Origin of the sequence: Pseudomonas kitaguniensis (assembly GCF_009296165.1) — a bacterium.
GTDB lineage: Bacteria > Pseudomonadota > Gammaproteobacteria > Pseudomonadales > Pseudomonadaceae > Aquipseudomonas > Aquipseudomonas kitaguniensis.
The window spans coordinates 92,440-113,060 of sequence record NZ_VUAZ01000003.1 but is presented as its reverse complement, the minus strand read 5'-3'; the positions used below and the strand labels follow the sequence as shown (position 1 = coordinate 113,060).

General features: G+C 55.6%; 21 protein-coding genes and 2 pseudogenes. 6 read left to right on the top strand and 17 right to left on the bottom strand.

Annotation, left to right across the window (positions count from 1 at the left end):
* Positions 1–144: 144 nt before the first annotated feature.
* Entirely contained in the window at positions 145–2,175 is a 2,031-nt protein-coding gene (locus tag F0169_RS00865) for a M3 family metallopeptidase (RefSeq protein WP_152745160.1), read from the bottom strand.
* Between the two features lie 265 nt (positions 2,176–2,440).
* On the opposite strand from F0169_RS00865, the gene F0169_RS00860 reads away from it, so the two are divergent.
* A complete protein-coding gene (locus tag F0169_RS00860) occupies positions 2,441–6,295 on the top strand; it encodes a hypothetical protein (RefSeq protein ID WP_172979286.1) in 3,855 nt (1,284 codons plus the stop codon).
* A gap of 80 nt (positions 6,296–6,375) precedes the next feature.
* Here the strand turns inward: F0169_RS00860 and F0169_RS00855 are convergent, their stop codons facing one another.
* Both F0169_RS00855 and F0169_RS00850 read right to left on the bottom strand, forming a co-directional pair.
* Positions 6,376–6,579, bottom strand: coding sequence for a JAB domain-containing protein (locus F0169_RS00855; RefSeq protein ID WP_152745158.1), 204 nt, complete (start codon positions 6,577–6,579; stop codon positions 6,376–6,378).
* A gap of 168 nt (positions 6,580–6,747) precedes the next feature.
* Positions 6,748–7,080, bottom strand: a complete 333-nt coding sequence (locus tag F0169_RS00850; RefSeq protein ID WP_152745157.1) for a hypothetical protein — start codon at positions 7,078–7,080, stop codon at positions 6,748–6,750.
* A 321-nt stretch (positions 7,081–7,401) separates the two neighbouring features.
* On the opposite strand from F0169_RS00850, the pseudogene F0169_RS00845 reads away from it, so the two are divergent.
* Both F0169_RS00845 and F0169_RS00840 read left to right on the top strand, forming a co-directional pair.
* Positions 7,402–7,795: pseudogene (locus F0169_RS00845) on the top strand (recombinase family protein); the annotation flags it as partial.
* Positions 7,796–7,972: pseudogene (locus F0169_RS00840) on the top strand (IS481 family transposase); the annotation flags it as partial.
* A 320-nt stretch (positions 7,973–8,292) separates the two neighbouring features.
* Here F0169_RS00840 and F0169_RS00835 read toward each other — a convergent pair.
* Genes F0169_RS00835 through F0169_RS00815 form a run of 5 tightly spaced genes read right to left on the bottom strand, consistent with a single transcriptional unit; the run spans position 8,293 to position 12,065 of the window.
* Positions 8,293–9,327, bottom strand: a complete 1,035-nt coding sequence (locus F0169_RS00835; protein WP_152745156.1) for a site-specific integrase — start codon at positions 9,325–9,327, stop codon at positions 8,293–8,295.
* Positions 9,328–9,540 (bottom strand): DUF4224 domain-containing protein, encoded by a 213-nt coding sequence (locus tag F0169_RS00830; RefSeq protein WP_152745155.1) that lies wholly within the window; start codon positions 9,538–9,540, stop codon positions 9,328–9,330.
* 50 nt (positions 9,541–9,590) lie between these two features.
* Positions 9,591–10,685, bottom strand: a complete 1,095-nt coding sequence (locus tag F0169_RS00825; RefSeq protein ID WP_152745154.1) for a DNA-methyltransferase — start codon at positions 10,683–10,685, stop codon at positions 9,591–9,593.
* Positions 10,686–10,734: 49 nt separating this feature from the next.
* On the bottom strand, positions 10,735–11,466 hold the full coding sequence (locus F0169_RS00820) for a hypothetical protein (RefSeq protein WP_152745153.1): 732 nt from the start codon (positions 11,464–11,466) through the stop codon (positions 10,735–10,737).
* Positions 11,463–12,065: a hypothetical protein gene (locus F0169_RS00815; protein WP_152745152.1), complete on the bottom strand. Its 603-nt coding sequence runs from the start codon at positions 12,063–12,065 to the stop codon at positions 11,463–11,465. Before F0169_RS00815 ends, F0169_RS00820 begins: the two co-directional genes overlap by 4 nt.
* A 131-nt stretch (positions 12,066–12,196) precedes the next feature.
* Between F0169_RS00815 and F0169_RS27615 the strand changes: the two genes are divergently transcribed.
* Together F0169_RS27615 and F0169_RS00805 are read left to right on the top strand one after the other, a co-directional pair.
* Entirely contained in the window at positions 12,197–12,529 is a 333-nt protein-coding gene (locus F0169_RS27615) for a hypothetical protein (protein ID WP_099235254.1), read from the top strand.
* A 101-nt stretch (positions 12,530–12,630) separates the two neighbouring features.
* Positions 12,631–12,837, top strand: a complete 207-nt coding sequence (locus tag F0169_RS00805; RefSeq protein WP_122251236.1) for a hypothetical protein — start codon at positions 12,631–12,633, stop codon at positions 12,835–12,837.
* Here F0169_RS00805 and F0169_RS00800 read toward each other — a convergent pair.
* The gene (locus tag F0169_RS00800) at positions 12,806–13,156 is read right to left on the bottom strand and encodes a hypothetical protein (RefSeq protein ID WP_152745151.1); all 351 of its coding nucleotides are present in this window, start codon (positions 13,154–13,156) and stop codon (positions 12,806–12,808) included. The two genes, F0169_RS00805 and F0169_RS00800, sit on opposite strands and share 32 nt — an antisense overlap.
* Positions 13,157–13,453: 297 nt before the next feature.
* Positions 13,454–15,619, bottom strand: coding sequence for a DNA cytosine methyltransferase (locus F0169_RS00795; protein WP_152745150.1), 2,166 nt, complete (start codon positions 15,617–15,619; stop codon positions 13,454–13,456).
* 154 nt (positions 15,620–15,773) lie between these two features.
* Here F0169_RS00795 and F0169_RS00790 point away from each other — a divergent pair, with 154 nt between their 5' ends.
* Entirely contained in the window at positions 15,774–16,007 is a 234-nt protein-coding gene (locus F0169_RS00790; RefSeq protein WP_152745149.1) for a hypothetical protein, read from the top strand.
* Positions 16,008–16,095: 88 nt separating this feature from the next.
* Here the strand turns inward: F0169_RS00790 and F0169_RS00785 are convergent, their stop codons facing one another.
* The 7 genes from F0169_RS00785 to F0169_RS00755 form a co-directional block, all read right to left on the bottom strand.
* A complete protein-coding gene (locus tag F0169_RS00785; RefSeq protein ID WP_152745148.1) occupies positions 16,096–16,911 on the bottom strand; it encodes a DUF2303 family protein in 816 nt (271 codons plus the stop codon).
* 43 nt (positions 16,912–16,954) lie between these two features.
* Complete coding sequence (locus F0169_RS00780; RefSeq protein ID WP_152745147.1) at positions 16,955–17,302, bottom strand: hypothetical protein; 348 nt, start codon at positions 17,300–17,302, stop codon at positions 16,955–16,957.
* Between the two features lie 79 nt (positions 17,303–17,381).
* Positions 17,382–17,852 carry a hypothetical protein gene (locus F0169_RS00775; protein ID WP_152745146.1) on the bottom strand — a complete coding sequence of 157 codons (471 nt, stop codon included), beginning with the start codon at positions 17,850–17,852 and terminating at the stop codon, positions 17,382–17,384.
* Positions 17,849–18,091, bottom strand: a complete 243-nt coding sequence (locus F0169_RS00770; RefSeq protein WP_152745145.1) for a hypothetical protein — start codon at positions 18,089–18,091, stop codon at positions 17,849–17,851. Before F0169_RS00770 ends, F0169_RS00775 begins: the two co-directional genes overlap by 4 nt.
* Positions 18,092–18,098: 7 nt before the next feature.
* Positions 18,099–18,662: a siphovirus Gp157 family protein gene (locus tag F0169_RS00765; RefSeq protein ID WP_152745144.1), complete on the bottom strand. Its 564-nt coding sequence runs from the start codon at positions 18,660–18,662 to the stop codon at positions 18,099–18,101.
* On the bottom strand, positions 18,659–19,396 hold the full coding sequence (locus F0169_RS00760) for a hypothetical protein (protein WP_152745143.1): 738 nt from the start codon (positions 19,394–19,396) through the stop codon (positions 18,659–18,661). The genes F0169_RS00765 and F0169_RS00760 overlap by 4 nt, the downstream gene beginning before the upstream one ends.
* Positions 19,396–20,490: a hypothetical protein gene (locus F0169_RS00755; RefSeq protein WP_152745142.1), complete on the bottom strand. Its 1,095-nt coding sequence runs from the start codon at positions 20,488–20,490 to the stop codon at positions 19,396–19,398. The genes F0169_RS00760 and F0169_RS00755 overlap by 1 nt, the downstream gene beginning before the upstream one ends.
* Between the last annotated feature and the right edge of the window lie 131 nt (positions 20,491–20,621).

Sequence of the window (20,621 nt, the reverse complement as noted above, 5' to 3'; positions counted from 1 at the left end):
GTGACTGGCCTTAAATCAATTAACCCCCATGCTAGCCCGCCACCCTCAAAATAACGTGCACAGGCCGCGTGCATGTCAGCGAGGACGAATGCGGGCATCATTCAGATATGCATACGGATCATGACCATTTAGCCGCGCAGGGATTTAACCTGCGCCGCCATTTTGTCGTCGCGTCGGCATCGGCGAATGGCTCAAGAATAGATCAAGCGATTTTTCCAGCGAGGGGGAATCACCCGGTGTGATGAAGGCTTCTCGGAACGCGGTCCCGATGATGGGGTTGTTCAGACCCTCTCGTTTCCATCGATCAAACGCCTGGGATGCTAGGACGCCCGACCACTTATAAGAGTAGATTCTGGCCCCATAATCACTGACCAACTGTTCGAAACCATTGACCGGACGAGCCTCGTCAGGCCACTGCAAGAGCCCAATCTTTTTGTTGACGCTAACAAACACCTCATGAGGTGTACGTCCGTCGCCGTACGTGCGGTGTAACTCAAAGTCGACGAGGCTGGTGAGTAATAGGGAGGCCGTTTCCCGGCTGGTTTGAGTGTGGATATATTGGACAATCTTGTTGGCGATATCTTCAGGCAAAGAGTCTCCGGTCTGGAAATGACTCGACAGCCCTATCAAGAATTGCGGCGCAAAGCAGAATTGCTCCAGCACCTGACTGACGAACTCCGCCCTGTCATGGCTCAGTTGACCAATTCCCGAGATCATCCGATACGGCGCAGCGGTTAACAGGTGCTGCAGGCAGTGTCCGAACTCATGCAGAAGGACACGTAGTTGCAAATGATCGAGTTGGCAGGGTTCGACTTCGGTGGGTGGCGGCAACCGACTACTGAGTACCGCCACGGGCCTTCGTAGCCGACCTTCGGCGGTGATCTGGCGGTTGCTTATGCCTAAAGTCGAGCCCAAACCGGCTCCGCTCTCACGTCGATAGGGGTCAATGAACAAGTACCCGATGGGTTCCGCGTACTCTCTAACTTCAAATGCACGCACGTTCGGGTGCCAGGTATCGATGGTGATTTGCTCGATCAAGTCGATGCCAAATAGTTGCTTTGTGAACGAGCAGAGCCGTTGCAGTACCGTTTCCAATGGGAAATATTCGCGCACTGTCTCATTGGAAATACCTACGGCGTCTTGACGAACCTTATTCGCGAGGTAGTCATAATCCCACGGTTCCAGACGAGTGATGCCATGTAGCGCAGCATAATGTTGCAGCTGTTTCCTATCCTGGGAAAATGTGCTCCGCGCCAGCTCAATGTGTTGGTCTAAAAATGCGATGACTTGTTCTGGCGTGTCCGCCATTTGATCCACCAGCGCCAGTTGGGCGAAGTTGGGATAGCCCAAGAGTTGTGCTTTTTGGTGACGGTCATCAAGCAGTAGCGTCAAGACCAACTCGTTGTCGATGGCCAAGGCATCAGGGCCTGTGTCAGAAGCACGGGTGTAGTAGGCCAGCATTATTTCCTGGCGCAAAGCCCGACTGTCGGCGTAGGTCAATACCTCGCGATAGGACTGTTCGGAAAGGGCGAGCAACCAGCCAGGTTTACCGGCGGATTGAGCTGCCAGGTACATTCGAGCCTGGGCCGCACGGGGTAATCCGCTTATCAAGGTACTGTCTTCGATGTGCTTGCTCCATGCTTTGTTCGCATCCTCTATTCGATTCAGATATTCATGTTGTAATTCGCTGATTTCCATGTTCAGGTTATTTAGTTGCAACTGCTTTTCGGTAGGCAGATCAGCACCGGCCAACTGATACTGGCGAAGTATTTTGTGTAAGGTATTTTTACGGTCGTTGCTGAAAATGACGGCAATCGGGCTATTTGCAAGCTGTCTGTAAAGTTGATAGAGGGTGTTGTTTTGCGCCTGTTCACTTTTATAGTGTTTGCCCAGACTGTTGCAGTGGGCGACAGCTTCATGCCAGACCTTGTCTCTGTTGGTCGAGTCGATTAAGTGGAGGATGCTAAGTGTGATATCCAGGCGCGTGTCCAACTCATCCACGGCCAACACGAGATCATCCCATGTTGGGAAGTGCGTTTGACTGGTAATAATCGCTGTGATTGCAGCGCGGTTTTCAGCGATGATCGTTTGCACGGCAGGCACTAAGTGTTCAGTACGTATGGCTGAGAAGGGCGGCAGATCATAAGGTTGCAAAAGCGGATTGTTTTCGTACATAAAATCTTCCTTGAACAGTGGCGGTGAGAAACGTGAGGTTTCCCTGAGACGACACTACTTGGACGGCCGAGAGGTGAGAGGTGCACATTTGTGTAATGAGCTGCAGATGTCCGACTTTTGTATCAATGATTGTCAGTAGAGGTTGTGGTGCGTACATATTACTGCGCCTTATCCAAAGGTGATCGGTTAGGCTTGACGGGCTTATGTTTCATATGGTGCGTATCATCTTATGTGCAATAAAACAAAAGAACACGTGGAATTAGTTATGGGCAATAATGAGTCAATTAGCCTGAGGTATCTTGAACAGATTGCCTCTGGAGATATGTTCGACAGTTGGCTGACTCAGACTCTTGAGGCAGCTTCAATAGCCGCCACGGAAGCAGTTTTGGTTACCCGCGATTATCGGATACCTGTGGCGTTTCGTATTTATGAAAGCGAAACAAATGAATCAGAAGACTCGCTCATTGCTTATGAGGTTCAAGAATACTCCCTCTGGTCGGCCATCAATGGGGCATTCGGGTGGCCGACAAGCAAGGAACTGATGACCAATAGTCGTTTAAAGACCCGCATTCGCTATCCCGAATTCATCAGCAGCGCCGCGAGCATGCTAAACAAGGATAATCTATTCAATTACCTCCGCGAGCAGTTAGAGCGTGCGCCATTATCAGGTCGATCCCCTCCTGCCATTGAGGAGTCTGTAGTATCGGGGCATCTATTCAGTAAGTCCGCGCAGACACTTTCCATGGCTGGCATAAAACTGCGCAATCAGGATATCTATATAAAATTGTCAGGACGTGGCGAGAGCGTTCTTGATGACTTATATATCAGCATCTACAAAAAGCATGCCAACCACGCTGAGTGGCTTTGCGCTGTCGCTACTCATGTCAATCGCGCGATGACTTTTCTGCGTATTAACTCAGCGCAGGACGATGATCCAACGTGTCCAGCCACGACCGGCCCCGTAGCGACGGCCACCAGCGAACATGATATTTGGGTCAGCCATTTGGCAGGAGAGGAAGCATCAATCACCGTCACACTGGTAGACCGATGGCAATTACTGTCAATCAATATCAGTGTTCCGGCGGCTTTGTCGGAAAGCAAGCAACTCGACGTCACGGTCCGCACTTCGACCGGTATAGCCACTCGCTACCCTATTACAGTTCCTCCGAAGTTTCACGGAGCACAGGACTGGCCATTCTATGTGGCAACCTACATCAATCATCGGGTCGATGGTCTTGCGTACGGCATATTGCAGGACAATGGAACGATCGTTGCTACACGACCAGCCAATGGCTATCGGATCTTTGCCTGGCATGACTCCGAGATCAATGGCGTTGATTTCAAGGTCGTGGAAAAACCTCTGGCTCAGTGGTTGAATCCTGGAAACCATCGCTTCCCTACTGCCCAGATAGAAGCAGACAGTGTACCGACAGCCACGCTGGACGAGGTGCCGACACTGAGTATATGGGAAGCATTGAACCAAGCTGATGGCAAGACGCTGGATGCTCGCCCATACCTTGAGCAATTGATTCGACGTTGTCTGGCCAGTGCGGGACTGGACAGCGGTTCCCTCGAGAAGGTCCAGTTCACCGATACCTTGGTGTTCAAGTACGTTGAGGGCAACACCGGGTTTGTTTATGCCGCAGGCGCGGCCTCTGCCCACTTAAAAAGTCATAAACTCTTCACTGTCCTGCAAGTCGCACTGGGAGAGCCGGAACGGCAAAGAAGCGTCTGGGAGCGCGAAATCGACGTCTATTCGAAGAGTGGCCTGATCAATAAGAAGATGATCGGGGTCATCAAGTCGATTCGGAACAAGCTATCTGATGAGTTTTACAAAGATCTTGAAAAACTCTCAAGCGAAGCTGAGTTCAAAAAAGTATTCGCGACCACCTGCCAATCCATTGCGATGGCTCGGGTGGCTTTATACGTTGACTCACAGCCAACATCGGCAGCGTTTAGTGGGGTGGCGGCCGATTATCTGGTCGCAGACCTCGCCCCGCAATTGGTGTTGCTCAATCACGAAGTAGTCCCGTCACTTATTGCACTGACCAGAGGCTCAGATACAGCGCTACTGGTTTCCCTTAATCCGGCTCTGCCAAACGCTACTACGGTGTTTGACTGGAACTCAAGTCAGGGTTCCGATACCTGCCTTAAAAGGCTCCTTAGCTTTATCGAGCCGCACCTGTCCTTATCAAAACAATTGCTGTTGACGATTGACGATCTGCGAACATGGCGCGTACGCATTATGACAACCTCTCGCTTCGTCGTCAGGCCCAGATTGAGCTTCCAATTCACGCCAAACTGGGAAGCTTCGCTGCGATTGCAGGCCATTGTGCAAGCAAAATCAGACATGAACTTCCTGGTTTTTACCAGTAGAGAGCAGTACGTCGCGTCCAGACTGCGCTTGCGTCAGACCGCTTTGCGAGCCGTATCGGCCATAGTTGCAATTTTGCTGCCGCCCACACTTGGAGTCAGTGCCTTGGTTGTCAACACCCTGACCCAGGTCACTATCAACAGCATCGGGCTGTGGTCAAGCGTGGAGTTGGCGAACAATGCTGATCGCAGCACTGATTACGAACGCTACATCAAAGAAGGGAAACTTGGGGCATTGCTTCTGGCCGCTGAGTTGATTGGCGATGCCAGTAGTCTCAAAGCGCCTGTCGGCCGATTGGTCAGGCAAATTAGCGGTCTCGCCCGTACGGCAATACCCGCAATCACCGATAAAAATAAGCCCGTTCCCCCTCTTTCCGAAGACGTGGTGACGGTAGGGCTTTATTTCCAACCGACATCCAATGCGTTGGCGCCACTTGTAGCTGACCTCGTTCGATGTTTTGAACGCTCCGAATCTCAGTTGGCAATTGCAGGCTGGGTCAAATGGCCTCACGGCAATGCCTACGACGCATCGTCCTTAGCCAAATCGGTGATGGGGGCTGATGGCTGGGTAGTGGAGGTGCTGGGTGTGCTGATGTTTGACCATCCGAGCAGCGAGCTACCCGCACACCACTTTGCATTGCTCGCTGAGAAGTCGGGAACACAGATTGTCGTTGATCTAACGATGCCGCAATACGGCTCATCTAACGTGCGTCGAGCCTATGCGGGCAGCTTGGTAGATTGGGAGTCCCGTTTTGCAACGCTAGAGAAGAATGCAACCCGTGTGCTTTTATACAAACGCTACACCTCCTCGGTTGCCGCCAGCGATGACATGGGGGGCTGGGCACGGGGTGGAGTCGCGGGGGGGAATCGCTTTCTGGACAGCGCCAGTTATACCGTGGCGCACTTTCCCGTTTCATTCGCAGACAGCGTTGACAAGCAACTTGACAGGCTGTGGACGAGTTTGAACTCCACCCCCGATACGAGTGCAGCACAAACACAAACAACCTCACTCAAGCAAGTCAGCCACCTGGTGACGTTGCGATCCAGTCAGGAAAGCGAACTGCGTCAGCGTATAGGGTTTGCGCAGGTAACTGCGCTGAGAAAGTTTTTGCTCGAGAGGCACCATAACGCTACTCAAACAGCGGCTCAGCTACAGCTCAAGGTTGAAGCGGACATTGAAGTTGAGGGCGTTAACGTTGAGCGCGTTACTAAACATCTGAACGCCTTAAAGCTGTCAACGCTCGTGCCGCCGAGCCCGCCTGACCCTCAAGCGTTAGCCAGTGCGGTAGCGTGGCTAGTCGCGAGCAGCTTGGCAACCCGAAGCAACAGCAATGTCATTGCGCGAGTTGTGCAATCGTACGTAACCGGCGACCTCAAGACATTTGTGTTCTACAACCGCAGCACAATCAGCGCGCTTCATAAAGAACTCGTAACAAAGCCGGACAATTTGGCGGCTCCTACTTTGCGATCCGGCAAATTGCCAACGGTCATCAGCAGTCGTGGCTTGCAGGATTCGTATTTAAAGCAGTTAGAGAACGTTACGGTGGCTGAGCGTGGCGAGCGTCTTTTCGCAATAGTTGTTTGTTGTCAGGTTTACGAAAAAGGTAACGAGCTATTGGCAAGAACGCTGTACGTCATCGAGACTCTGCGCCAACGACGATTTGTGAAATTGACAGTTTCACACGAAAAAAATCTTGCGGGTATTACTGTGGAGACAGCGAATCCTTCAGGAATGTCCTCAACGTAATGAGCACTGTTCAGTCACGTCAGTGCGCGCGTCATTTGGACCGGCCCAAAAATTAGAAAGACGCAGTCAGCACTCGACTATCACAGCAAGCCAGCCTCGGCGAACGCAAAGGTCTCTCCGCTGCCGACGCCCAAGTGATCCAGGACGCGAACATCCGCCTGTTCCAACAGGGACTTGAGCTGTTGGGTCAACGTCTTGTCGGTCTGACTGTGTGTCGCATCCCCCGAAGGGTGGTTGTGCGCGAGAATCACGGCCGCGCTGTTGTAGTCCAAGACGCGCTGCAAGACGCAACGGGGGCAGGGGAGGAGAAATCAACAATAGTTCCGGCTCGGGGAGAGCTGGATCTAATGGAGAAAAAGGATCCAATCGAAAATCACAGATTCGCTCCCATTGGGCGTAGTTCCACTCGTTTGTTTGGACCGTTCGTTTCTTGCGGTCAAATTTCCTATGGCCTAGAAGTTCCAGTAAAGCCAATTGGCATAATGCGAATATAGGTAAAGTCGGGAGATAGAGTAGAGCGCCATGAGCACTGACGCCGTACCCATCAATACCAGCGAAATCACATTGAGCACCGTGACAATCAAAGCGAACACGGTGACGCGTCGGCTGGCGTGGCGCACGGCAAACCTTACTCCATAAGCCGACGCTGCAATCACTCCCAGCACCAAGAACAAACTGAGGGGAAAGGGCAGCGTCACAAACGAGGCGAGAAGTGGCAAAACCAGCACCCAGCCTACGACCTTGCGCAGTACGGGTTTTGGCGTGTGTTGTTCAGGTTCAAGCATTGCAGTAATCCCAATATGGGGGTTTAAGCCGCAAACCCAGAAAATTCCGTCACTGGGGTTCGGGGTTTGAAGCCCAACGGAACGGAACCTCCCCTAAGGTCCGCCTGCCTGTTCCGAGGGCTGTTTTCAATTTGGGGTAGTCACCCATCAAATTTGTATGATGCTGATCCATGGGGGCGTTTAGCTACTGTCCTCTTGTCATCTCGGCGAGAGGATGTAATTTGCAGGCAGCACCTTGGAGCGTTGCCTATCGAAAGTAAACAGGACTTTTCCCAAAGCCTCTCATTTTGTGGGCGCTCGTTCCGCCCTATATGGGTATACCCTGGCGATACGCTAGTGGTTACACGCATTGACCGCCTTGCACGCAGCATCAAAGATCTTCAAGACATCGTTTACACACTGAAAGACCGGGGGAGTCAGTCTCAAGGCGACTGAGCAACCAATCGATACGCTCAGCGCAGCAGGGAAAGCTTTCCTGGACATGCCGGGCGTTTTTGCAGAGTTTGAAACCAACCTGCGACGTGAGCGCCAACTTGAGGGGATTGCTGACGCTAAAGCTCGTGGCGTTTACCGGGGCCGTAAACCTTCAATTGACTCTGCCGAAGTTCAGCGCCTGCGGGCCGAAGAAAAACCAGGCGCAACAGAGATTGCTCGACGGCTTGGCGTCGGTCGTGCCTCGTTGTATCGAGTAGTGGCTCAGTATGGAAGCCAAGCGTATCGAGCTGACCATGGCAAACCACGCAAACTCCAAAAAGCGGAGCTAGAGCGCTATTGCGATCTGGTCGCGGCTTTGAAACTGCGCACCACCAACAAGAACAACCGCCACCTGTCTACAGCCAACGCAATCAAGCTGCTGGAGGATTTCGGTGTTGAGACAAATCAAGGCTTAATATCGAACTGACCTGTACCCCAAATCTTACCCTTAAAAATGCCGGAGTCACTTGGAAGCCAACGGAATGCTATAAACGAAAAAACTCGCCAGAGGGCGAGTTTTAAAGGGCTCTACGGACACTTATGGCCGTCAGTAGAACAAAAGATGGTGCCCGAACCCGGAATCGAACCGGGACGCCCTTACGAGCGGGGGATTTTAAGTCCGCAATTTATTCTTTTAAATACAACAGGTTAGAGTCTATTCTGCACCGCTATGAGTAGTTTTTACCTCGCTTGCAGCCCTTTGTTTTCAAGGGGGTTAAAACTATTGCGGTGCAGAATTTACTTGGTCGGCGTGACCTTTTTGCCGATCCTCTTACGGATGTAGTTCTCTGTCATAACGACAGTTGTGTGCCCAAGTTGGTCGCGAGCCTCCAGGATGTCACCGCTGGATTCTGCTTTGTCGGTGCCAGCTTTTGCGCGCAGATCGCGCATCTGAAAGTCTCCTTTCTCAACACCTGCCGCCTCACGGGCCGCGTCAAACCTCCCTCGCAACATGCTGCTGGTCATTGGCTGCCCGTTATCCATAACGATGAGCCTGCTGGTGCGGATCTTGTGCCCGTCCTTCCTGGCCATGATTCGATCAATCACCACCTTCAGCTCTCCGGTTATCTCAATCCTCCTTTTCGCATTCGTCTTGCCTTGCTTCACGGCCAGCCTATTGTCGCGGATGTCTCGCTCATCCATCTTTAGCGTGTCCGCTATCCGCTGGCCGGTCAGGTAGAACAGATCGAGTGCATCACGCAGCGGCTGCTCGGCGTGCTGGTACACCAGGGCGAACATCTCGTCCTCGATGTATTGATCTCGTCCAGATTCCCTGTGACCCTTCACGCCGGCGCACGGGTTGGCCAAGGCCGTATAGCCGCTGCTGCGGGCAAAGTTCCAGATGGCGCTAAGTAACGCCTTCTCGCGATTGGCGCGCACTGGCGCCGTCTTGCCGCGCTGGCGCAGGTACTGTACGACGTGTTGAGGCTCGATCGCCTCCAGAGGCGCCGGTGGATCATCGAAGAATTTCAGAAGCTGCTTAAGCTCCCGAGTGTTGTCCTTCTGTGTGGCCGGGCTCTTGGTCGGTACCACCTCATCCATGTAAATTTTTGCGACATAGGCGAACGTCAGTACTGCCTGCACCATGGCAGACGAAGTGCGGCTCTTTTCCAGCTTCGCGTATTCAACAATAGCCAGCCCGTAGTCGCTGCCCAGAGCGATTTCCTTTCTTGGAGAGCCGCCGAGGTCGTAGTAGTAATAGATGATCCCGCTGCGCTGCTTGCGCTTCCTGAGGCGTGTGACGCTATCAGGGTTTGTTGGCTTCCTTCCCATTTAACTCACCAGGCGTGGCTGCCATTTTGGTTTTTCTGCTGATGCCGCGACCGGTTCGCCGGTTATGGCGCTGGCGATTACGCAAGGCCAACCGCTCCGCTTGATGGTGTGCCGAATACCGTTTCTTTTAAGAACCTGCACCTGTCCTGCTTTCGTTCTTGCACCGGTAAGGGTGCACACCTCTTCGTGCGACAGGAAATGAATACTGTCCATAGGGAATACCTCGCCCGCCGCTCACCGGCAGGCATGTAGGGGGATTGTGGTTAAGCGGCTGGGTGTTGCACGGTGTCGCGGAAGACATCCATTTGCGCCGCACCGTCGAGCCAGGCGGCAGCGACCCGGCGTTCAGCCATTGCGGCGTATTCCGGGTTGAGTTCACACAGTATCGATTTGCGGCCTTCCTGCATGGCGACCACCGCCGTAGTGCCGGCACCGCCAAAAGGGTCAAGCACGACGCCTCCGAGTGGGGCGCCGGCCAGGATGCAAGGTCTGATCAGGTCCGGAGGGAAGGTCGCGAAGTGTGCACCCTTGAAACCTTGCGTCGGAACAGTCCACACACTGCGCTTGTTACGAGTATCCAAGGGCCAGGCACTTTCCTCTCGATCTGACCTATGTGTTCCCAGTGACTGCCCAGGGATGGGCTGCTCTCGCTTTGATTCATCACGCTTGAAACTGTCCCGCTTGCTACGCACTGCTTTCATTGGTCCATTTGCTTTTCCGGGCACGCGATCACTCCCGCGCTGTTGCTCGAGATCCTGCGCCATTCGCACTATAGAGCTGAGCGCTGCAGGTTCCTTGATCGCATCCTGGTCGTAGTAATAGCGTGGTGACTTGCTGAGGAGAAATAGGTACTCATGCGACTTTGTGCAACGGTCCTTGGTGGATTCAGGCATGGGGTTCGGTTTATGCCAGATGATGTCCTGGCGCAGGTACCAGCCATCATCTTGAAGGGCGAAGGCGAGTCGCCAGGGCACGCCCATCAGGTCTTTTTGTTTTAAACCCGTCGGTGGAGCTCGGCGCTTGCCGCGCAATACCGCACCGCGCGTAGCCTGAGAAACCATGTCGTGTTTGCCAGCGGAACCACCAGGTGCGTAACCCCCGGCGATTGATGCATACGTATCGCCCATGTTTACCCATAGCGTTCCGTCATTACGCAAAACCCTGCGCACTTCGCGAAAGACCTCCACCAGGCGCGCGATAAATTCAGCAGGAGTTTCTTCCAGACCGATCTGCCCGGCCATGCCGTAGTCCCGGAGACCGAAGTAGGGCGGCGATGTAACACAGGTGTGTATCGACTGGTCCTGCAGCGTCCGCATCGACTCAATGCAGTCGCCGATCAAAACGCGATGCTGTTTCATGGCCTCGGCCCCTTGTAGATAAAGACGTAGGCGAACCAGAGAGTGGCGGTCACGGCGTCACCCGCTTGAAGTTCACGCACCAGACCCAGGGGTTGGCTTCCCATGCGTGCGGCCCATTGATGGAATTCCACAAGTCGCTGAATGCTTCTTTGGCAGTCGGCCATGGCGTAACGAGATTTCCAGGGCCTTCTCGACCTACCCACGTATCGCTGCCGTCGCGCATCAGGCGCACGCCCTCGGCCTTGGCTTGCTCCTCGGTGATGTCCTGCAGCCGCTCGACGCGCACGTCGGTGATCTCCAGCAGGATGCGGCTAGCGATACGGGGTATGTGGATGCTTGGCTTCCAGGCGGAGCGATCATCTCCGCCGCCGTCATCGTCACCGGACCATACCGCCTCGCCGTCGGCACGGTAGATTACGTGGCCTGAGTAGTAGCCCTTACCGAAGGGCATTTCGCGAATTGGAGAGGCCGGTCGATCAGGCTCCCAATCAATCATGTTTTCATGCCCATCGAAGTCGTGACTGATGACGCCCCAGGTCTCGCGCACCCACAGCCGGTAGCCGGGCTTGCCAAAGGGGCAGCAGCCGTTGACGAAGTGCCTGGTTACAGGCTTACCGTAGCCGTCCTGGCCGTAGTTGGAGTTGCCTACGCAAAAATTGCCACTGGCATCAATGTGCGGCTGGACCTTGACCGGTCGCCGCGTGACCGTCTTCCGGCCTTCCAGGATGGCGCGCACCATCGGCGCCGAGAACAGGATGGGGCGTTCCTTAATTCCGGTCATTGGCTGGCCTCGCATGCTGCTGCTCTGGCCGCGGCGATTTCATCGATGAGCGATTGCGGGAGTTGTGCGACGTACTCGCCTTCCGACCACGACAGGGGCTCGGACTGGCGGATCATCTCGTTGAGCAACTCGAAAGCCGCAAGCAACTGATCGTCGCGAATCTCCCCGTCCTCCGGCAGGTCATCGCAAAAATGGTCGGTCGGGTCGATCTGGCTGGGGTAGTTCGGTTCGCAGATGCAGAGCTGCAGGTCGGCCAGCTCGACATCGCTATCAATTAAATAGTCGCGCAGGCTGTCTTCGTCGAAGAAGTATTGGTCGCCATCGAAGATAACCAGCGGCTCGCCGGCCCATTCCTTGACCGGCATTTTCGCGAATTTTGCTTGGCGTCGGGCGTGACAGCACTCATCGCAGGAACTGTTCAGCTCGTAGATTGGATGATCAGGGTCCACGTCGCAGCGACGATGAGTAGCGCCGCAGTAGCGTGCGAGGTTCTCGTCGGTACCGAAGAAACGGCCATCAGCAGAAAACCAACCGGTTATCGTTTTCAGGCTGGCGGCTTCTGGTGCGTCGAACATGATGATTGGCTTTTGTGCAGGCATGACTTCGTCCTTGCCGCTATAGCGGCTGACTTTGGATAGGTTGGGGGTGATTAAAAAATCTTTTTGAATGGGTATATCGCTGACATTCGCCTCGGTCGCATAATCGCGGCCTTAATATCAGGGCTACACAGATGAGAAAACGAGGCAACGTTTACTGGGACTGGGCCGACCAAACTCTTCACACTCGCTCGGTGGATGAGCGACAAGTCGACGGCACGGTGCTGAACGTGCAAGTCCGTATGTCTCTACTTGGTAGAACTCAGTTGTTCATAGGGGTCTACGGGGACAAAGGCGCAGTTATCTCTGAAGAAGCCTTTGATTCACTACCCGGCGAAACGATGACAAAAGCATTGGCTTGGGGACTTGAGCGGGCGAGGTTGCAATCTCCTGCTCGAACCAAATCCGTCAAGGGCCGAAAAACTGAGAGCTTGCCCAGAGCAGGCTCAAAGCAAGCAGAGAGGTAGCGGTTCTCAGGCATTACGGAACGTTTGTCCGAACATTTTGTCTTCCTTTCGATAGGAATAAAACACGGAGCTTCCGGAGAGACCTATCGAAAGGCTTTTCAATGAACGGTATTGACGATTTCCGCTTTGAGTCTCACAAGCTGCTTGTCCAGCTTGATGCAGCAACCACCAAAATGATGATGCTGGTCGCTTCTAAAAATGTGAGCGGCCCAGAATGGCAGGAAGCAACGAGCGACCATAAAGCTGCGTTCGATGCCTGGAACTCCTTTCTTAACTCTACAAGCACCTCTTTAACGGATCAGGTCTGAGCCGTTTTTCTTCCCTCGTTACCAGATCATGGGCATTCACAACCGTCGGCGGGTTGTCGTGTCCGGGACAGCCCTTGCCAGAGAAATCGAAGCCTTCACACGGCGGGCCAAAGGGAAGTACCTCTTTGCCGTAGGCCAGCGCTTCGAGAAGATGATCGATCGCCTCGTCGGCGGTGCACTTTGTGCCGTCGGCGTGGCGGAACAAGCCGGTGAGCTGGCGCTTGCTGAAATCGCGAATTGCCCCGCGCACGCTTAGGTGAATGTGAAAGGTACGGCCGTGCGGGCCGAATGGATCAGCCAGTTTGTTTTCTGTAGGCATGGGGAGTCCTTGCCGGGCCATGCCCGGTCAGTGGAGTGGGGGGAGTAAGCGGGAGAAATTCACTATTTTTATCGTTGGCAAACAGTCGTGACGCCAGCCTTGGCATTCAAATCAAGGTGGAGCAACGCCGCATGAAACGACTGACCGAGTGGATTAACCTGATCGCTGCCATAATTCGCTTGATCACTGTGATCATCCGTACGGGCTTGCTGTGATCTGTCGAAGTAGACGCTTATGGAAATACGCCTGAAATTAACAAAAGCTATCTCACAGGCGTTTTTTATTTTCCGGAAGATACTAAGCCGCCAGCGAGTTCACCGATCTGATCCTCCATGGGTCATTGGCCCTGGCCAGTGCTGCCATCGGCGGTGGGCTGACGCTGTTGCCGCACATGTGCACCTGCTGGGTCTTGGTGAACGGCTTGCCGTCGGCTCCGTGGCTGATGATGTAGTCGGCGGGGAAGCCCTGTGCCTTGTACAGCTCGGCCGGCTTCAGCATCCGCAGGCAGATGTCGACGATCACGTAGGGCGTGCCTTTTACCATTACGGTGACCATGGCCAGGCGGTCCTTGGTGGTAATCGTCGGCGCCGGCGAGTCGCATGCGCTGATGTTCTCGGTACCGTAGTAGCTGATCAGGAAGGCGGCGACGCGAAGTGCACCGGCTTCGTGCTCTGGCGACAGCGTGAGTGACACCAGCGAGCTCTTGCCACCGCCGCCAGCTGTGATGGTCGGCGCCGGTTCTTCGAGGCCTTGGCCCACGCTGCCGCCGAATGCCCGCTCCATGAACGCGCTCACCAGACCGTGGTGTTGGCCGCCGGCGCTGACTGTGTGCAGTGGGTCATTCACGTCCCGCGCGTAGCAGTTGCCACGCAGGTGCACCAGGTTCGACACGGCCAGCTGCTGCTGGCTGCCAGTGTTGGTGACCGTCGTCATGGGTTCGTGCATGCCCTTGGCGTGCGTGGTGTTGAATCCGCCGTTGGCCTGGATCATCACCGCTGTGCTGACGGACTGTCCGCCGCCGCTGGCAGTGACGGTACCAATAGGGCCGCAGATGTCGTTCGCCCCGTGGGAGCGCCGCTTGTTTGCGCCGGAACCCTCACCATGCCCAGCTTGGACGATGCAGGCCGATGCGACCGCGCGGTGGCTACGGGTCATGAGCGTGCCGACGGGCTGATCTGCTGTTACCGGGTTTCCGGCGTACACCGGGCCACCGGCCCCCACCAAAATTGAGCTGGTCAGCGCATGCTTGACGCCGCCGGCGACCACGGTGCCCAGCGGTTGGTCCAGGCCAGGAACCCGTGGTTCCTGTCCAGGGCGCTCGCCATAGCCCGATTGAATCAACGTTGGGCTTATAAGCGTCAACTCGCCGCGGTTCGCGCAGGTCACCGTCGGCAGCGGCTCGAGCGGGTCATTGATGCGATCGCTGCCCTGGTGCGTCGCCGGTGCGATGATCGGGCTCACCACCGAGAAGGCGCCGCCCTTGGGGTAGGATGTGACGGTGCGCAGCGGTTCGTCGGACGACTGCACCGTTTCCCCCGACCAGTTGGCTATCGGCACAATGAACGGCGCCGTGCTGTCGATCACAAACTTCTTCATGCCCTTGGCAACGCGCCGAAGGGTGGCCGGGGCCAGGTCCTTCTTACGGCCGAAGATGCTTTTGCCCAGGTCAGTGAAGTCGATGCATTCAGCGGCCGTCCTCCACTTCTGCTGGCCCTTGATCGGGTTCTTGGCGTGTGTGGGTTCCGGCCATACGATTGGCTGACCGTCGCACCGGGCGATCATGAACAGGCGCTCCCGGCTGGTCGGTGCGCCGAAGTCGCAGGCCTTGATCACCTTCCACTCAACGACATAGCCCATGCCTTCCAGCAAGGCCACGAAGCGGCGCCAGGTGCGGCCGCGCTGCTTCGGGTCTGGGATCAGAAACTGCTGGCCCACCGGCACGACTTCGCCAGGTGTGGCAATAGTGCCGTCCAGCTTGACCACGCGGCCCGTGGCCTTGTCGCGCTTGGCGATCAGCCGGCCCCACTGCAGGATCTGCTTCACGTTCTCCAGGCTGATCACACGGGGCCGCTTCTTGCCTCCCCACTTGAGCCCGATCCACGACAGGTTGCGGATCTCGCGCTTGCGCGGCTGGCCGCCGGCAGCCTGGCTGTGGTGGGTGCAATCCGGCGACATGTGGAACCAGCCCACGGCTTTGCCGCCGCACTCGGTGTCAGGATCACCCTCGAACACGTCGGTGGTGAAGTGCTGGGCGCCAGGGTGGTTCATGGTGTGCATGCTGATTGCTTGCGGGCTGTGGTTCTTCGCCACGTTCACAGCGCGGCCCAGGCCCATTTCCAAGCCGGTACCGGCGCCACCACCACCGCAGAAGAAGTCGACAACGATCTCATCGTCCTGAGGGTTGAAGCCGAGTCCGTATTGGGTTTTGAAATCGAAGGGGTGTTTCTTCTGTTGTGCGGACATAGGGGATCCTCGCCGGCTGGCGTGATTCGCGAGCTAAAAAGTAGTTATGAAATATCGTTACGTGAATGTATGACCAGTATTGCAGTCATTGTGATATCAGTGGTTTGATTTGAGCACCCGGGAAGGATACAAACCTCTACTTAAGGAAAAATATATGGCTCTTTACAAGCACGGTAATCTTTTAGTTCAAAGCGATGATGTGGCGTTCGACAAAGAACTTGGTCCGGGAAATGCTGCGCCTTGGGCTGGTATCTACAGGTGTAAGAATTGTGAGGATGAAATTTCAATTGCGGGCGGTCATATCCTGCCGCCTCAAAACCATCATCAGCACCCTAATCGCAGTCCTATTGTGTGGAAGTTGCTAGTTCACTCTGTTCAAAAGAACTAAGCGTTAAATCTTTCCCATTCAATCGCTCCCCATAGTAAAGGGGCGTATATAACTTCGAGCACCTGAGGGTGCTCGAAGCATCTCTTAATTATTTCGGATCAAAAGCACCGATGGATAACGACGCGCTTTCGCCGATTTTGCCCTGAAGCACCGTCTTGAACTCCTGCGCGATGTCTTCGCGCTGGACCTCTTCGCCAACCCAGCGCAGTTTCAGCACCGGCACCGCACCGCTGGTGATGACCGATAGGCGAAGGGTTATCTGTTGTTCGGTCAGGCCTTCGAACGGAACCGTGCGAAATTGCAGCGAGACTGGCAGGGTCTCTTTGCTGCTTGCTTCAATTTGGTCCATTGCGCTGCGGCTGGCGCGGGTTTCGCCGACCGTGCTCTCCGATTCGCTGGACGCTTTGATAGTGATCGTGCGAACGGCCGCGATTGCCTTGGCCACCGCGATTGGGTTGCCAGCCTCGTCTACTGGCGTGAGGTACTGATGCCAGTCTTCGATCCAATCGCTCAAGTCTTTCTGGCTGATGCCGCGCCCGCCGATTTGCTGGGCGGCGGTGTAACCTGCGGTCGGTTTCAACTTGAGGACGGCACGATCATCAGCGTGGCCAGGTACTTCTGCGGTGCCAAGGTTGAACAGCAGCACGCAGCTCATTGCGTCCTGATCAATGAAGCCACGGGCACCAAGCGCCGCGCGTTCCACCACGTAGGCGCTGAAGTCTGCCAGCGAGTGAGTGCTATAGGTGCCACGGAAGCGGCTGCGCCCGGCCTGGAACCTTTCCAAGTCGATGACTTTCGAGCTTTCCGGCAGCACCACGGTTGGGACCAGTGTTTCCAGCTTCTTGCCGTTTGCTTCAAGCGCCGTATCGGTGATCAGCTGAATTGCATCTTTGGTAAGTGACATCGCTTATTTCCTTGGATTGCGGAGGGAGGGTGAGCGGAATGAATCAGGTGCGCTTAGGGATCGGCGCGTCGTCTCGGCTGAAAAGCTGTTCATGCTTTTCAGCGAAGAGAGTTACGCGGCCGCCGGTGCCAACATGCATTGGCGTGTCGAGGCTGGTGTTTTCGCTGCGAGTACCGCGCTTGGTCGGCACCTTGTAATCGAGCTTGTGCTTAATCTTCACCTGGTGCGATTCACCGATCTGGCTGAAGTCCAAAGTGATTACCAGTTTTCCGGCCTTGCCGTAGTCGACCACACCAGCCGCTACTTCGGAGATGGCGTGGCCGATTTGGCTGGCGAAGGCGCCGCCGTTGAGTTCTTCAAGAAACTCGGCTGTATCGGTTGCGGTGGACATGGGTGTATCTCCGGGTTGGAATTGATTCTGCTGACCGGCAGTGCGAGCCAGGTTTGACGTTTGCGTTGCTGGGTGCGGGCTATGCGGCGCATGAATCGACCTTTATCTGTCGCCATGCGCCGACGGCTTCGAAGATCCGAGCGGCGTGCGCCTCGTCCAGCGATATCGCTTCGGGAATGGCGATCCAGCCCGAGGCCACCATCTGGCTTTGATTGGCCTCGTCGCGCAGCTTCTTGTAGCAATGCTCGATCACGTCTTCCAAGTGGTCGGAGAGGTAGATGCCATCGGGAGCCACCTCTACCGACTTGCTGTAGCGGTCGCCGCGGGAGTCGATGCAAAGCGCGCTGAGGTAGATCGTCCAGCGATGGGGGATGCTGCAAACGGCCTGGCCAATCTTCCCCGGTGCGATGTTCTTCAGCGACTTGTAATTGATCATGCCCTGGCGGCCGCTGGGGTCGATGTTGACCACGGCGACATGGTTGGATGCCAGTAGGGAGCGGCACGACCGGGCTATACGTGCCTGCAGGTTATGCGGCTTGCGCTTGCTCATAAGGCCTCCGCGAGTTTGCGCAGCGCGTTACGCTGAGCCCTTGAAATCGGCGCTTTGCGTCGTTTGAGGATGGTTTCGGGGTCGATCTTGGCAGAGCGTTTCGGCGGTGGCGGGTTGATCGCCGGACTTTCGCCCTGGTAGATCGTTCCACCCGCGGCCAGGAACTGCGCCGTGCGCTCCGATATTGAGTCGGCGTGCTGACGCTGCTGCTCAACCAGGTTGAGGTGGTTGCTGATCATGATTACCTCACTTGATGCGGATTGAACTGTCGCCGCGCTCCAAGTGAGCCCAGGTAGGTTCGGGTAGAAGTTCATGTTCAGCATCATCACCGGCAGCCATGCGCTTGCGCACCGCTTCGTTATGCTCGCGGATCTCCTTGAGTTTGGCGGCAATGGCCTTTTTGTCCGGGGCAATGCTCGATTTCACAGTGGTCAGATCGTCCGGCACCGCATCTTCGTTGTCTACGATCACCCGTTCGCTGCCCATGGCCAGTGTGATGGTGAAGAGCGGACGCTTGATCGACTTGATGTTTGCAGCTTCCATGTTGCGGCGCAGGTAGTCGCTGATCTGCGACACGCTGTTTGACTTGATCCGCTTGAGTTCGGCCAGGCGCTCGATTTCGCTTTCGATGGCCGTCACGTCGCTTTCGATATTTCGGCGCAACATTACGATGTTGTCAGCCTTGATGTTGAAATCGCCTTGAACCTCGTCCATGGCATGCTGTAACGCTTCTTTCAGGCCTTCATCGTCGGTGTCGGCCATGGCCTGGAGCTCGGCGAGTTTGCCGGTGAGTGCGTAGAGTTGAGTCATACTGCTGCCTCCGTGCCTTTCTCAAGGCTAGTTTTGCGTTCTTCGAATGCGCGAGTGATGCGGGCGATGAACGCTGGTTCATTGCGGCGAGTCGCTTCGCGGATGTATTTCACATTCAAGGTTTTCAGTTCGTACGTAGTGACGGCCTTGCCGATGGTCTCAACTGCTGAGGCGAGCCAGTCCACGCGCTCCTGCTTCTGCCGAAGGATTTCAGCGTCCTTGTCGTCGGCGTTTGCGATCGCTTCCTCTTCCTTGAGTTGAGTGACGTACGCTTCGTCATCGAACAGCCCGAGGAACACGTCGGCGCTGAACCCGAGCATCGAAAGCGATTTCTTGATGGCGTCGGTAAGCGATTTTTTTGGCGCTTCGCCGTCAGTGGTCATGCCGTAGGTAGTTTTGTACTGGTACCGAGTGCAGCCGTATTGCTCGATCTCGCCGCGCTGGCCGTCCTGCATGAACCAGAGGGCGATTTTGACTGTGTGACCAATCTCGCGACCTATGCATGCGCGCTTGTCGCCTTCTCCGATCAAGATTTCATGACCCTCATCGAAGCGCTCTTCGACAATCCTCCAGCCCCAACCGATGCCGACCGGACCAAACAACTCGGTGGCCTTCATGGCCATCGCGGTACCGCTCAAGCTTGTGATGTCCTGGCCGTTGACCTTGGCTTTCTTGGTGAACCTGGTGTCGGTTTTATCGACCTTGTTCCAGATATGCATGTTTTGTTCGGACATCACTTGTTCCTCCAGCCATCCGCGCGCTTGGCCAGTTCCTTGAAGGACGCCGCGGGCAGTCTGCTCATATATTTTTTGTTGTCGCGGTACCATTCTTCCAAGGCCGCTTTGGGCGTCTGGATGGCAACGACGTGGGACACCTGCTGCTTGTATGAGGTCGAGTTGGCGACTTGCGAGTAATACGCGCCGCGCACGACCACGGTATTGGTCATGCCCTGCTTGATCAGACTGTTCAGCTCTTCCTGGGATTGAACGGCAATAGCACCGGGGTGCTTCTGCTGAAACAGCCTGTAGCAGGCCTCCCGTACAAGCTCGGTGCTGCCGTACTCGACATACTCAACGTCGGGAATGCCCGCCTCGATTTTCTCTGCCACATCATCCATGCGCCCGGTGTCGATCCAGGCGTTTTTGGATACCTGCTTCAAATCCCAGCCGCTCACCGTTTGGCGGTCACGCTCAAGCTGCAGATGCTCGGGGAGGATGTCGTAGCCGTAGGTCAGATCTGTGTCGCATACGAAGAGCGTGCCGACGTAGAGCTTCCCCGGCCGGGAGGGCAGGATGTGGCCGTACTTGGTGCCAATGACGTCGCTCATTGGCGGTTGCATGCGCAGGCACATGCTGCGGATTTCGGTTTCGTCTTCATCGGTGAGGCCGGAGACAACGAACTCAACGCCCTGATTCTGCCGATGCGCCGGTGTCTCGTTGATGCACAACACCTCCGCGTCGAACTGGTCGCTATGCCTGAACTCGGGTACCCACTGCTTGTTGCCGTTCCAGACCTTCACGTCGTAGCCGTTGCGGGTCAGCACCAGCAGGGCGATCTTGTAACCCTCGCCGAAACTGCCGATAGCGTCGGAGCGGTGAGCCTTGGAAGTGCTGCCCAGCACCAGCGTGCTTGCCTCCAGCCTTGCAAAGCGACTGGTGATGAACAGTTGGCCGTCGGCGAAGGCGTATTCAAACGGCGATTCACTATCCAGGGCGTTCTGCACCAGCTCCCGAATGGCCTCTTTCAAGCCCCAGTGACGGACGTAATCACGGGACAGAGGAAGTTCGTAGGACCTGGAACGGATGCGATCTGCAATTGCTGCGAGCATGGCGATACTCCCGCGCCATCCTTGCGGGGCGCTGTGAGGTATTGGTTATTGAGTGATTCGATCAGCGAGGGCGCTGAGCAAAATCAGGAAGGTGAAGAGGGCAAGAACAGGGAAGGCGCCGTGCCAGATCA

Bases quoted from the DNA above. Each gene is read 5' to 3' on its own strand.
- F0169_RS00865 (WP_152745160.1), bottom strand. From the start codon at position 2,175: ATGTACGAAAACAATCCGCTTTTGCAACCTTATGATCTGCCGCCCTTC.
- F0169_RS00860 (WP_172979286.1), top strand. From the start codon at position 2,441: ATGGGCAATAATGAGTCAATTAGCCTGAGGTATCTTGAACAGATTGCC.
- F0169_RS00850 (WP_152745157.1), bottom strand. From the start codon at position 7,080: ATGCTTGAACCTGAACAACACACGCCAAAACCCGTACTGCGCAAGGTC.
- F0169_RS00835 (WP_152745156.1), bottom strand. From the start codon at position 9,327: ATGGGAAGGAAGCCAACAAACCCTGATAGCGTCACACGCCTCAGGAAG.
- F0169_RS00830 (WP_152745155.1), bottom strand. From the start codon at position 9,540: ATGGACAGTATTCATTTCCTGTCGCACGAAGAGGTGTGCACCCTTACC.
- F0169_RS00825 (WP_152745154.1), bottom strand. From the start codon at position 10,685: ATGAAACAGCATCGCGTTTTGATCGGCGACTGCATTGAGTCGATGCGG.
- F0169_RS00820 (WP_152745153.1), bottom strand. From the start codon at position 11,466: ATGACCGGAATTAAGGAACGCCCCATCCTGTTCTCGGCGCCGATGGTG.
- F0169_RS00815 (WP_152745152.1), bottom strand. From the start codon at position 12,065: ATGCCTGCACAAAAGCCAATCATCATGTTCGACGCACCAGAAGCCGCC.
- F0169_RS27615 (WP_099235254.1), top strand. From the start codon at position 12,197: ATGAGAAAACGAGGCAACGTTTACTGGGACTGGGCCGACCAAACTCTT.
- F0169_RS00805 (WP_122251236.1), top strand. From the start codon at position 12,631: ATGAACGGTATTGACGATTTCCGCTTTGAGTCTCACAAGCTGCTTGTC.
- F0169_RS00800 (WP_152745151.1), bottom strand. From the start codon at position 13,156: ATGCCTACAGAAAACAAACTGGCTGATCCATTCGGCCCGCACGGCCGT.
- F0169_RS00795 (WP_152745150.1), bottom strand. From the start codon at position 15,619: ATGTCCGCACAACAGAAGAAACACCCCTTCGATTTCAAAACCCAATAC.
- F0169_RS00790 (WP_152745149.1), top strand. From the start codon at position 15,774: ATGGCTCTTTACAAGCACGGTAATCTTTTAGTTCAAAGCGATGATGTG.
- F0169_RS00785 (WP_152745148.1), bottom strand. From the start codon at position 16,911: ATGTCACTTACCAAAGATGCAATTCAGCTGATCACCGATACGGCGCTT.
- F0169_RS00780 (WP_152745147.1), bottom strand. From the start codon at position 17,302: ATGTCCACCGCAACCGATACAGCCGAGTTTCTTGAAGAACTCAACGGC.
- F0169_RS00775 (WP_152745146.1), bottom strand. From the start codon at position 17,852: ATGAGCAAGCGCAAGCCGCATAACCTGCAGGCACGTATAGCCCGGTCG.
- F0169_RS00770 (WP_152745145.1), bottom strand. From the start codon at position 18,091: ATGATCAGCAACCACCTCAACCTGGTTGAGCAGCAGCGTCAGCACGCC.
- F0169_RS00765 (WP_152745144.1), bottom strand. From the start codon at position 18,662: ATGACTCAACTCTACGCACTCACCGGCAAACTCGCCGAGCTCCAGGCC.
- F0169_RS00760 (WP_152745143.1), bottom strand. From the start codon at position 19,396: ATGTCCGAACAAAACATGCATATCTGGAACAAGGTCGATAAAACCGAC.
- F0169_RS00755 (WP_152745142.1), bottom strand. From the start codon at position 20,490: ATGCTCGCAGCAATTGCAGATCGCATCCGTTCCAGGTCCTACGAACTT.